A 12,322-nucleotide genomic window follows, 5' to 3' on the forward strand; every position below is an offset into this window, starting at 1 on the left:
TACCGGATCCCCGCCGTCCGTGGACGGCAACAATACCGCCGGGCTGCTTATATGCTCCCCTCAGACCGCTCGACACGAGGAAGGGAGTGCCCGGTGGACGTACGGATCACCCCTCCCTTCGCTCCTGTCGAGAGCCACATCCGCGACGACGCCGATACGGACACTCCGGACGCCCGGTTCGACGACGCTCGTGCCCTGCTCCGGTCCACGCCGGTCCGGTTGGTGGTCCTCGGGGTGGTGCTCACCGTGCTGCTCGTCGCCTCGGCAGCGGTCTCCGCAACGATGGTGTCCGGCAGGCAGGCCACCCACGATCGTCTCCTCGCGTCCATCGAGCCGCTCGCCAGCGCGGCCCAGAATCTCTACAGCGCGCTGTCGGTGGCCGACGCCGCCGCCGTGACGGGCTTCATCTCGGGCGGACTCGAACCGGAGGCGGTGCGCAGTCGCTACATCCGGGCGACCAATGAGGCCGCGGAATATCTCGTCATCGCGGCGACCGGCCTGACCGATGCCGACCGCGAGACCGCGCACAACCTGACGGAGATCGGGCGGCTGCTGCCCGTCTACACGGGTCTCATCGAGACGGCTCGCACCAACAACCGCACCGGGCATCCGGTCGGCGCCGCATATCTCGGCGAGGCCTCGCACCTGATGCAGACCGAACTGCTCCCCGCCGCGCAGGAACTGCACACGCGCGGCGTCGCCGCGGTCGAGGACACCCAGCGCGACGCGGTGCGACCGCCCTGGCTCGCGATCGGATTGCTCCTCGTCACGGTCGCTGCCCTGTGCGTGGCGCACGCCGTCGTGAGCCGCCGCAGTCGTCGCACCCTCAATCCCGGAATCCTCGTCGCGATCGGCGCGACCGGCGCGCTGCTGTGCTGGTTGCTCGTCGCGGGCCTGGCCTCGTCGAGTGCCACCGAACGCGCCATCGAGCGCGGTGCGGCACCGCTCGCCGATCTCACCGAGGGCCGGATCCTCGCCCAGCAGTCGCGTACCGCCGAGACCCTGCTGATCGCCCGGCGCGACACGACCGGCGCGTACGACGACACCTTCGAGACCAACATGGCGCGGCTCGGCAACATCCTCGACGAGTACGGTCGCGATTCCGCCCTCGAGGCGGGCGCCGAGGCAGTGGAGACCGCCCGGTCGGCGCACGACGCATGGATCAACTCGCATGCACGCATGGTCGACGCCCTCGTCCGCGGCGACTACGCAGCGGCCTCGGTCCTCGCGGTCGGTGCAGGTCCCGGCGAGTCCACCGCCCGGTTCGTCGCTCTCGATGCGGCCCTGACGGAAGGAATCGACGACACCCGCACCGAACTGCGCGACAACGAGTTCCGCGCCTCCCGCACCCTCGCCGGCCTCGCACCGATGTCGGTGGTGCTGCTGACGGTGGCGCTGGTCGGCGTGTGGGTCGGTCTCCGGCCCCGGTTGAAGGAGTACCAGTGAGAGAGCGCGTTCTCGTCGCGGGCCTGTGCGTCGTCGCCGCACTCGCCGGCGGGTGCGCGACCGACCCCCCACCGCGCGCCCCCGGCCTCCAAGGGACGACGACCTCTCTCCCGCTTCCCGAGAACGCGCGGATGCTCGAGTCGTCGGTGGCCACACCGCCCGCCCCCGACTGCGGCGATCCCACCGCCTCGCTTCCCCCGGATCCGAACGCCACCGGACCTGCGATCGATCGGATCCGCACGCGCGGCCGGCTGATCGTCGGCCTCGACACCGGCAGCAACCTCATGAGCTACCGCGACACCGCGACCGGGCGCATCACCGGTTTCGACGTCGACATCGCACGTGAGATCGCCCGCGACCTCCTGGGCGATCCCGACCTCGTCGACTACCGCATCCTGTCGTCGGCCGAGCGCGAGAAGGCGCTGCAGGACTCCACCGTCGACATCGTCGCGAAGACCATGAGCATCACGTGCGCCCGACGCGAGAAGGTCGACTTCTCCACCGAGTACTTCCGAGCCCAGCAGCGCGTGCTCGTCGTCCGGGGATCCGACATCCGCTCCGCCGCCGATCTCGCCGGCCGGCGCGTGTGCATCGTCGAGGGCACCACCTCGCTGCTCCGGATGCGAGAAGTGCAGCCGTCGGCGTCGATCCTCACCGTGCCGTCGTGGGCCGACTGCCTCGTCGTCCTCCAGCAACAGCAGGTCGACGCCGTGAGCACCGACGACACGATCCTCGCCGGACTCGCCTCACAGGACCCATATCTCGAACTCGTCGGCCCCTCCCTGGGATCGGAGCCGTACGGAATCGGAATCCGGCTGGGCAGCGACGAGCTCGTACGCTTCGTCAACGCCACCCTCGAACGGATCCGCTCCGACGGGACGTGGACGGCGCTGTACGACAAGTACCTGCGGGTGCTCGGTCCCACTCCGTCACCCCCGACACCGAACTACCGGAAGTGACGGCCATGTCCGACGAACCCGAACCGGCCGATACCCCGTCGGCCGATTCCGGCCCCGCCACCGAACGGGCAGTGAACTCCGGGCCCGCCACTAGGCGCGCAGCGGATTCCGGACCCGCGACCGAGCCGTCGACCAGCGACTCGGGACCGGCCACCGCGCGGGCGGCCGGGGATGCCGGACCTGCCACCGAACGCGGCCCCGTCCCCGCCACGCGGCCCGACTCCACCCAGCGCTCGTCGATCTGGTCCGGCTCGTCCTCCCAGCGTTCGTCCTCCCAACGTTCGTCGAACCGCCGCATCCGGCCGCGCGGAACCCAGCGTCGCCGCATCGCCGGCCTCGTCGACGTGCCGGTCCCCACCACGAAGGATCCGGTCGACGCCGTCCTCCGCGATCCTCACGTCTCCGAAGGCAAGAGGTTCTGCGCGAAGTGCGGACAACCGGTGGGACGCAGCACCCCGTCGGGGCCGGGTCCCACAGAAGGTGATTGCCCCCAGTGCGGAACACATTTCCAGTTCACTCCGGCCCTGCACCGCGGGGACCTCGTCGCCGGGCAGTACGAGGTGCAGGGTTGTCTCGCCCACGGCGGACTGGGATGGATCTACCTCGCGATCGACCGCAACGTGAGCGACCGCTGGGTAGTGCTGAAGGGCCTGCTGCAGGGTGGCGACGCCGAGGCCCAGGCGGTCGCGGTGGCCGAACGCCAGTTCCTGGCCGAGGTCAGCCATCCGAGCATCGTGCAGATCTACAACTTCGTCGAGCACCCCTCACCCGACGGCACCCCGATGGGATACATCGTCATGGAGTACCTGGGTGGTCACACCCTGCGTACCGTGCTCGACAACTATCCCCCACCGAACCGCATCCCCGTCGAGCAGGCCATCGCATACATGCTCGAAGTGCTACCGGCACTGCAGTATCTGCACGACATCGGACTGGTCTACAACGACCTCAAGCCCGAGAACATCATGGTCACCGACGAGCAGATCGAACTCATCGACCTCGGCGCCGTCTCCGCGATCGAGGGATACGGCTATCTGTACGGGACGCCGGGATACCAAGCACCCGAGATCGTCCGGACCGGGCCGACGGTCGCGAGCGACATCTACACGGTCGGACGCACACTCGCGGTGCTCACCCTCGACATGCCCTCGGACAAAGGCCGTTACCGCGACGGTCTGCCCACCCCCGAGCAGGCTCCCCTGCTCGACGAGTTCGACTCCTTCCACCGCCTGCTCCTGCGGGCCACGAACCCCGATCCGCAGCAGCGCTTCTCGTCCGCCGACGAATTGCACGGACAGCTCACCGGTGTGCTGCGCGAGATCCTGTCGAAGAAACTCGGCACCGAACACCCCGGACTGTCCCGGCTGTTCAGCCCGCCCCGCACGACCTTCGGCACCGACGAGGCACTCGTCCCCACCGACGTGTACGCCGATGGGATCGAGCGCGACCCCAAACTGCGGGGCCAGGATGTCGCGGCGGCACTGCCCGTCCCCCTGCTCGACCCCAACGATCCGAGTGCCGCGCTCCTCGCCGCCGCGGTGCACAGCGAACCGCAGCAGACCCTCGACTCGCTCCGGCACGCGCGCGAGAACGGGGTCGGGCGGGTCGTCGGAGCATCCGACGTGTCGTTCTCCAAGGAGATCACCCTCGCCGAGGTCCGCGCCCATCTCGATCTCGGGCAGGTCGACAGCGCGGTGGAGATCCTCACCCGCCTCGAGCGCGAGTCCGGCGACGACTGGCGCATGGACTGGTACGCCGGCATCGCCGAACTGCTGCAGGACGACTACGAGGCAGCGTTCACCCGGTTCGACAAGGTGCTGCACGCGCTTCCGGGTGAGATCGCCCCGAAGATCGCACTCGGGGCCACCGCCGAACTGACGCTGCAGCATTGGGAGAGCGACGACCCCGACGCGTGGCGACGCTTCTGCGAGCAGTCCTACCGGGTCGTGTGGCGCACCGATCACGCCGTCGTCAGCGCGGCCTTCGGGTTGGCACGCCAGCTCACCGCCCGCGACGAGATCCGCGCCGCCGTGGACGTGCTCGACGAGGTCCCCACGACCTCCCGGCACCACAGTGCCGCGACCATGACCGCCGCGCTGATCCTGTTACGAGGCGGTCGCGTCGAGGAGATCTCCGAGGCGGATCTGCGCGAGGCCGCGCACCGGATCGCGTCGCTGCCTCCCGACGAGGGTCGCGCCCTGCAGATGCGCGCACTGGTCCTCGGGACAGCGCTCGAATGGGTGCGCAGTGGACGGGCATCGAGTCGCGAGTACGACCGCATCCTCGACGTACCGTTCACCGAGAAGGGACTCCGCCTGGGCACCGAGGCGGCGCTGCGGCAATTGGCGCGCAACGCCCCTTCCCGCACACACCGCTACACCCTCGTCGACCTCGCGAACGCGATCCGGCCGCGCAGTTTGACCTGATCAGAAGTCAGCGCCGGGCGAACTGCACGGCCGCGCGGGCGATGGCGAGTTCCTCGTTCGTGGGGATCACGAGCACCTCCACCTGCGACGAGTCGGCCGAGATCCGGCGTTCCCCGTCGTCGTCGGCAGTGTTGCGCGCATCGTCGACGACGATGCCGAGCCGGTCGAGGCCGGAGAGGCTGTCGCGCCGGACGTCGACGTTGTTCTCCCCCACCCCACCGGTGAACACGATCGCGTCGACGCCGCCGAGCTCGAAGGTGTAGGCGCCCACGTACTTCCGGATGCGATGCACGTAGACTTCGTACGCGAGTCGCGCGTCCTCGTCGCCCTCGCCGACGAGCTTCAGCAGAGCCCGGAAGTCGTTGACACCCGACAGCCCCTTCAGGCCCGAATGCCGGTTGAGCAGGTCGTCGATGGCGTCGACCTTCAACCCGGCCGCCCGGTTGAGGTGCATGACGACACCCGGATCGATGTCGCCGCTGCGCGTGCCCATGACGAGACCCTCGAGCGGGGTCAGTCCCATCGAGGTGTCGATCGGGCTCCCACCTGCGACCGCCGACGCCGACGCACCGTTACCCAGATGGAGCACAACCAGATTCAGGTCCGCGATGTCGCGTCCGAGGAACTCCGCGGCACGCCCCGACACGTATTCGTGTGAAGTACCGTGGAATCCGTACCGCCGGATGTCGTGCTTGTGGGCGATGTCGCGGTCGATCGCATAGGTCGCCGCGTGCGGCGGAAGACCGTGGAAGAAGGCGGTGTCGAAGACACCCACATGGGGGATGTCGGGCAGTTCCTCCCGCGCGACCTCCATTCCCACGACGTTCGCCGGATTGTGGAGGGGCGCAAGGATCGACAATTCGTCGACGGCGCGGACCACGTCGTCGTCGATCAGGGTCGGTTCGTAGAAGACCTTGCCGCCGTGCACGAGTCGGTGTCCGACGGCGACGATGCCCACCTCGTGCAGCGGACGGCCCAGCCCTTCGAGCATCTCCAGTACCGCACGCAGTCCGGTCCGGTGGTCGGCGATGGCGTCGTTGCGTTCGTCCGCCCCCGCCGTGTGGTGGAAGACGATCCGGCCCTCCGGTTCCCCGATCCGCTCGATCAGTCCGTGCGCCAGCGACTTTCCGCTCTCCGGTTCGATCAGCTGGAACTTGATCGACGACGATCCGGAGTTGAGGACCAGGACGGTGCCTGCGGTGACCGGGTTCGGGCTGCTCACGCGTCTTCCTCCTGCGCCTGGATCGCGGTGATGGCGATGGTGTTGACGATGTCCTGGATCAGGGCGCCCCGCGAGAGGTCGTTGACCGGCTTGTTCAGGCCTTGCAGGACGGGTCCGACGGCGACGGCACCGGCGCTGCGCTGCACGGCCTTGTAGGTGTTGTTGCCGGTGTTCAGGTCCGGGAAGATGAACACCGTGGCGCGTCCGGCGACGTCGGAGTCGGGCAGCTTCGCGCTCGCGACCGTCGGTTCGATCGCCGCGTCGTACTGGATCGGACCTTCCACCAGCAGGTCGGGTCGCCGCTCCCGCACCAACGTCGTGGCCGAGCGGACCTTGTCGACGTCGGCACCCGAACCGGATTCGCCGGTGGAGTACGACAGCATCGCGACCCTCGGGTCGATGCCGAACCGGGCGGCGGTCGCGGCGGACGAAATCGCGATGTCGGCGAGCTGGTCGGCGGTCGGGTCGGGGACGACGGCGCAGTCGCCGTACGCGAGGACACGGTCGGCGAGGCACATCAGGAAGATGCTCGACACCGTGGAGACGCCCGGTTCGGTCTTGATGATCTCGAGGGCGGGGCGGATCGTGTGGGCGGTGGTGTGGGCCGCGCCCGAAACCATGCCGTCGGCCAGTCCCAGGTGCACCATCATCGTGCCGAAATATGAGATGTCGCGCATGATCTCGCGTGCACGTTCGACGGTCATGCCTTTGTGGGCACGCAGCCGCGCGTACTCCTCCGCGAACCGGTCGGCGTGCTCGGAAGTGCGCGGGTCGAGGATCTGCGCCTGCGACAGGTCCACCCCGAGTTCCGACGCCCGCTGGCGGACGGCTGCCTCGTCGCCGAGGATCGTCAGCTTCGCGATGCCACGCTGGAGCACGCGTCCGGCGGCTCGAAGGATGCGGTCGTCCTCGCCCTCGGGCAACACGATGTGCCGCTGCTGGGCCCGCGCGCGGTCGATGAGCTGGTATTCGAACATCTGCGGGGTGGTCACGGACGGTCGCGGCAGTCGCAACCGGTCGAGCAGAGAACGGGAATCGACGTGTCGTTCCATGAGCGCGAGTGCCGTGTCGATCTTGCGCTGTGCGCCGAGGGCCATGCGGCCTCGGGTGCGGTCGGCAGCCGAGGCGGTGTCGAAGGTGCCGAGTTCGGTGGTGAGTATCGGCAGCGACGGCTTCAAGGCCGTGACAAGCTGCGCGATCATCGGGTGCGGCAGCAGGCCCCCGTTCATGATGATGCCGGCGAGCGTCGGGAATCCTTCGGCGGCATTGGCATTGACCAGCGCGAGGATGACGTCGGAGCGGTCGGCGGGAGCGATGACGACGACGCCGTCGGTGAGCCGCTCGAGAATCCGTTCGGCGGTCATGCCACCGACCATGATCCGCAGCGCTTCCCGCTGCAGCAGGTCGGGGTCACCGCTGTAGAGCTCGCCTCCGATCGCGGTCTGCAGCTCGGCCATCGTCGGCGCGACCAGTGCGGGCACCTCCGGGAGCGTCCACACCGGTTCGGTGCGGTCGCCGAGAGCCCGGGCGATCTCGTCGAGTGCATGGGGGTCGCAGCGGTTCACCACCACCGCGCCGAGATGCGCATGCTGTCCCGCGAGCTCGTTCGCACACACACCGGCGAGCTGGGCGATCTCCGAGGGCGTGCGGCGGGAACCGCGCAGGACGAGCAGTACCGGGGCGTCGAGGTTCGCCGCGATGCGGGCGTTGTACGACAGTTCGCTGGGGTTGGCGATCTCGGTGTAGTCGCTGCCGACGATGACGACGGCGTCGCAGCGGTCCGCCACCGCGTGGTACTTGCCGACGATGTCGCTGAGCGCGGCGTCCGGGTCGTCGTGGACGTCGTCGTAGGTGACGCCGATGCAGTCCTCGTAGGCGAGGTCGACGGTGGTGTGTTCGAGCAACAGTTCGAGGATGTAGTCGATGTCGCTGTCGGAGCGCGCGATGGGACGGAAGACACCGACGCGGGCGGTGGACGCGCACAGCGTCTGCAGCACGCCCAGGGCGACCGTCGACTTCCCGGTGTCCCCTTCCGGAGCTGCGATGTAGATGCTCGAGACGGACCCTGCAGCAGCACTCATGGATTCCACCCTAACTGCAAACTTTGCTCCGTCCCGCGTACCCGCGCGCACGCCCGGCCGGAGGTGTCCGGCCGGGCATGGGAGTCGCGGGATGTCAGGACTGGGTCTGCAGCACGCGCGGGGTGTCGGGCTGCTCGGTGCCGCTCCTACTCAGCGGAGAAGCGGCACCTTGCGGGTCGGACGTCAGGTGAGTGCGCGCAGGCGCGGGGCGAGGTCGCGCTCGAACAACTCCAGGAACCGCTTCTGATCATGACCCGGCGCATGGAACACCAGATGATTCAACCCCGCATCGACATACGCCCTGACCTGCTCGACCGCCTCGTCCGGATCCGACGCCACGATCCACCGCTTGGCGACCTGCTCGATCGGCAACGCATCCGCCGCCGCCTCCATCTCCATCGGATCGTCGATGGAATGCTTCTGCTCCGGCGTGAGCGACAGCGGTGCCCAGAACCGGGTGTTCTCCAACGCCTTGTCCGGATCGGTGTCGTACGAGATCTTGATCTCGATCATCTTGTCGATCTGCGCGACATCCCGCTCCGCCTTCTCCGCCCCCTCCGCCACGGCCGGCAACAGTTTGTCGGTGTAGAGCTCCATGCCCTTGCCGGAGGTGCAGATGAACCCGCCCCCCGCGCGTCCGGCATAGCGGGCCACGACCGGGCCACCGGCGGCGACGTAGACCGGGATGCCACCCTCGGGCACGTCGTAGATCGACGCCCCCTTGGTGGTGTAGTACTCGCCCTCGAAATCGACCCGGTCTCCGCGCCACAACTCGCGCATCAACCGCACCGATTCGCGCAGCCGGGCGAAACGTTCCTTGAACTCCGGCCACTGGCCGGCGTAGCCGGTGGCGATCTCGTTGAGTGCTTCACCGGTGCCGACCCCGAGGAAGATCCGTCCCGGATACAGACACCCCATCGTCGCGAAGGCCTGCGCGATCACCGCCGGGTTGTACCGGAACGTCGGCGTGAGCACACTCGTGCCCAGCTGCAACCTTTCGGTGCGCTCCCCCACAGCGGTCATCCACGCCAACGAGAACGGCGCATGCCCACCGTTGTGCCGCCACGGCTGGAAATGATCCGACACCGTCGCCGAATCCATCCCGTGCGCCTCGGCCAACACACCCAACTCCACCAGCTCGCGCGGGCCGAACTGCTCCGCCGACGCCTTGTATCCCAACTTCAAACCCTGAGCCACAGATTCCTCCGACCGTTCGCGTTCCGATGTCCCCGAGTATGCCCACCGGACGCTCGTCGTCGGTCGAGACCGACGTTGTGTTCGAAATTCACCGAAGAATCGCACACAACACCGGTCTCGACAGGTCACCCGAGGGCACCGGCGCGGTGCAACGCGCGTCGCACCCTTTCGACGAGGACTCGAGGTCGCCGATACAGCAGGTCGGCGCCGACACGCACCACGGTCCAACCGAGCTCCGACAGCAACGCATAGCGGTCGATGTCGATGGTCCGCTGTACTCGGTCGGTCCAGTGCTGCGCACCGTCGTACTCGACGAGGACCCTCCACTGCTTCCAGCCCATGTCCGCACGTGCCACGAACCGCCCACCGTCGTAGATCTCGATCTGCGTCTCCGGCACGGGCAGACCGGACCGGACGATCAGCAGCCGCGTGTGCGTCTCCGGTGGTGACGCGGCACCTCCGTCGACGAGTTCGAGAACCTTCCGTACGGACGCGAGGTGCCGAGCGCCCTTGTTCCGAGCGGCCACCGCTTCGATCTCGTGGACCTTCGTTCCGGTCGCATTGCAGAGCGCGTCCACCATTTCGACGCACCGATCGAGGTCCGCACCGCGCGCGAGGTCGAAGGCCGTTCGGGCCGGTATCGTCACCGTCATTCCGTCGACGACGCAGGATTCGATGTCGTCGACGCTGCGAACGATGATGCCCGGCGTCGAGTGCAGTTTTCCGGGCCGCACGATCTCCGCGGGCAACGACGCGTCGAGCCAACGGGTCCCGTGCACGGCGGCTGCGGACGGTCCGGCCAGTACCCCGGCGCCTCCGGTCCACAACCAGGCGGCCTTCGCGCGTAGCAGCGCGGTCGCTTCGACTCCCGGAGCGACGTACACATTGCGATGAAGCTTCACGAAGTAGTGCCGAAGTTGATACCGCGTCACCGATCCGGCCGCCAGTGCATCGGTGCCGGCGAACGGTTCGTGGAAGTCGACCATGAGCGCGAGCGTGCCCGGTCTCCTGCGTTCCCGGTACCCCGAATCCGCCGTCTGTGGAGAACTTTCGACGTTATCCCCAGACGCGCCGAATCGAGACCGGTGTTGTTGTCGATTTCTCGCGAGTTATCGACAACAACACCGGTCTCGACGAACGTCCTCGTGGCCGTGGGTGACCGAGGTGACGACGAGTTCGTCGGCGTCCGTTACTCGGCGGAGGGTGTCGAGACGCTCCGCCACCGAGCTCGGCGCCCCCACGAACTGGGTGACGATGCGGTCGTCGACGAGGGCTCGCTCCTCGTCGGTCAGCGGCGGGGTGGTCTCCGGGTCCGGGTACGGGATCGCGCCGTGGCCCGAGCGGATGCTGTGCGTCCAATGCCCGTAGGTCGACGCCAACTCGCGTGCGGTGGCGTCGTCGTCGGCGACCACCGCGTCGGCCGAGACCACCACGTAGGGCTTCCTCAGGATCGGCGACGGACGGAACGCCGACCGGTACGCCTCGACCGCTTCGACTGTCGTGCCCGGGTGGACGTGCTCACGGCGACGTCCTGTGGGCGGGAGCCATCGGAATGGGCCTTTCGGGAATGCCGGGTGTGGGAAAGCGAGGGTGCAGACGTGGGTCCCGGCCCGTCCCCCTGCGGACGGGCCGGGACTCACGCGGCGAAGAACGACGGGAGGTTCGGCGAGCGGTTCGGCTCAGCGACGACACCGGTGCGAAGTACCGCTATGACACCGGTGCGAAGTACCGCTATGACACCGGTGCGGAGTACCGCCGTGACACCGCTGCGGAGTACCGCCGTGACACCGCTGCGGAGTACCGCCGTGACACCGCTGCGGAGTACCGCCGTGACACCGCTGCGAAGTACCGCGGCACAGGTCGATGTGCAGGCGGCACCACGAGGCGCGCTCGGTCCAGCGGGTCATGCTCGTTCCTCCATCGATCCCGGCGGTAGCACCCGCACCCGCGTACGGGGGGTTGCTGCGACGTCGTAGAGCCAGGTCTCTCGGTCGCTCTGGATGGTCGCGCCTCAAGCTACGGAGTGCGGCACGCCGCGGAAAGGCTTTCTCTCACTGTGACGGAAATCCGTTCCTCGTCGAGACCGATGTCGATGTCGACGCGGTGCCCCGGCATCGACGACAAGGCCGGTTTCGGTACGCCGTAGACTCGCCTCGGTGACCCCGCTCGAACTCTTCCTCGTCGCATTGGCCGGACTGGGCGCCGGAGCGATCAACTCCCTCGTCGGATCCGGCACTCTCATCACCTTCCCGACGCTCGTCGCGTTCGGTGTGCCCCCGGTGACCGCGACGATGTCCAACGCGATCGGCCTGGTCGCTGGAGGTGTGTCAGGCACCTGGGGGTATCGGCGCGAGCTGCGCGGGCAATGGGAGCGGCTGCGATGGCAGATCCCGGCGTCGTTCTGCGGGGCACTGGTAGGAGCGTGGCTCCTGCTCCACCTGCCTGAGACCGTCTTCGAGACGGTCGTACCCATCCTGCTCCTCCTGGCCCTTACCCTCGTCGTGTTCCAGCCGAAGATCCAGGCGTGGGTGGCCCGCAGAACCGGCGACGACGCCGACGGCCACCTCGGACCGGTGCGGATGACACTGCTCGTCGTCGGCACTTTCGCCGTCGGCATCTACGGCGGCTATTTCACGGCGGCGCAGGGCATTCTGCTCATGGGTTTGTTCGGAGCGTTGCTGCACGACCACATCCAGCGACAGAACGCGGTGAAGAATCTGCTGTCGCTGGTGGTGAACGTCGTGGCCGCGTGCGCGTACATCCTGGTGGCGTTCGACCGGATCGACTGGACCGTGGCCGCACTGATCGCGGTGGGTTCTTTGATCGGTGGCTATCTCGGTTCCCACTACGGCCGGCGCCTGTCGCCGGTCGCGCTGCGGGCGGTGATCGTCGTGGTGGGGCTGATCGGGCTTTACCGACTGCTCGCCTGACGCACCACTTTCCGGAATTCGCCTCTGCCGGGGTTGTCCGCAGCGTTACGAGAAGAACAGG

Annotated in this window: 8 protein-coding genes, 1 pseudogene and 1 riboswitch; of the genes and pseudogenes, 4 read left to right on the top strand and 5 right to left on the bottom strand. The window is 68.1% G+C overall.

Annotated elements, in window-relative coordinates; genetic code table 11:
• Positions 1-93 precede the first annotated feature (93 nt).
• The 3 genes from BO226_RS15395 to BO226_RS15405 are packed head-to-tail and all read left to right on the top strand — an operon-like array spanning position 94 to position 4,831.
• On the top strand, positions 94-1,446 hold the full coding sequence (locus BO226_RS15395; RefSeq protein WP_024101821.1) for a hypothetical protein: 1,353 nt from the start codon (positions 94-96) through the stop codon (positions 1,444-1,446).
• Positions 1,443-2,405 (top strand): glutamate ABC transporter substrate-binding protein, encoded by a 963-nt coding sequence (locus BO226_RS15400; RefSeq protein WP_024101822.1) that lies wholly within the window; start codon positions 1,443-1,445, stop codon positions 2,403-2,405. Before BO226_RS15395 ends, BO226_RS15400 begins: the two co-directional genes overlap by 4 nt.
• A 5-nt stretch (positions 2,406-2,410) precedes the next feature.
• Positions 2,411-4,831, top strand: coding sequence for a serine/threonine-protein kinase (locus BO226_RS15405; protein WP_071936465.1), 2,421 nt, complete (start codon positions 2,411-2,413; stop codon positions 4,829-4,831).
• Positions 4,832-4,838: 7 nt separating this feature from the next.
• On the opposite strand, the gene BO226_RS15410 is transcribed toward BO226_RS15405, so the two are convergent.
• The 5 genes and pseudogenes from BO226_RS15410 to BO226_RS15430 form a co-directional block, all read right to left on the bottom strand.
• The gene (locus BO226_RS15410) at positions 4,839-6,053 is read right to left on the bottom strand and encodes an acetate/propionate family kinase (RefSeq protein WP_006553664.1); all 1,215 of its coding nucleotides are present in this window, start codon (positions 6,051-6,053) and stop codon (positions 4,839-4,841) included.
• Positions 6,050-8,134: a phosphate acetyltransferase gene (gene pta / locus BO226_RS15415; protein WP_024101824.1), complete on the bottom strand. Its 2,085-nt coding sequence runs from the start codon at positions 8,132-8,134 to the stop codon at positions 6,050-6,052. The genes BO226_RS15410 and pta overlap by 4 nt, the downstream gene beginning before the upstream one ends.
• Before the next feature lie 183 nt (positions 8,135-8,317).
• Positions 8,318-9,331 carry a glucose-6-phosphate dehydrogenase (coenzyme-F420) gene (fgd, locus tag BO226_RS15420; protein ID WP_071935587.1) on the bottom strand — a complete coding sequence of 338 codons (1,014 nt, stop codon included), beginning with the start codon at positions 9,329-9,331 and terminating at the stop codon, positions 8,318-8,320.
• Between the two features lie 125 nt (positions 9,332-9,456).
• A complete protein-coding gene (locus BO226_RS15425) occupies positions 9,457-10,317 on the bottom strand; it encodes a DUF559 domain-containing protein (protein WP_071935588.1) in 861 nt (286 codons plus the stop codon).
• Positions 10,318-10,440: 123 nt separating this feature from the next.
• Positions 10,441-10,848, bottom strand: a pseudogene (locus tag BO226_RS15430) (LLM class flavin-dependent oxidoreductase); the annotation flags it as partial.
• A gap of 397 nt (positions 10,849-11,245) precedes the next feature.
• A riboswitch (SAM riboswitch) is annotated at positions 11,246-11,338 on the bottom strand.
• A gap of 149 nt (positions 11,339-11,487) precedes the next feature.
• On the opposite strand from BO226_RS15430, the gene BO226_RS15435 reads away from it, so the two are divergent.
• Positions 11,488-12,261, top strand: a complete 774-nt coding sequence (locus BO226_RS15435) for a sulfite exporter TauE/SafE family protein (RefSeq protein ID WP_071935589.1) — start codon at positions 11,488-11,490, stop codon at positions 12,259-12,261.
• Positions 12,262-12,322 lie beyond the last annotated feature (61 nt).

This window comes from Rhodococcus sp. 2G (assembly GCF_001886355.1).
Lineage (GTDB): Bacteria > Actinomycetota > Actinomycetes > Mycobacteriales > Mycobacteriaceae > Rhodococcus > Rhodococcus pyridinivorans.

Bases quoted from the DNA above. Each gene is read 5' to 3' on its own strand.
- BO226_RS15405 (WP_071936465.1), top strand. From the start codon at position 2,411: ATGTCCGACGAACCCGAACCGGCCGATACCCCGTCGGCCGATTCCGGC.
- pta (WP_024101824.1), bottom strand. From the start codon at position 8,134: ATGAGTGCTGCTGCAGGGTCCGTCTCGAGCATCTACATCGCAGCTCCG.
- BO226_RS15425 (WP_071935588.1), bottom strand. From the start codon at position 10,317: ATGGTCGACTTCCACGAACCGTTCGCCGGCACCGATGCACTGGCGGCC.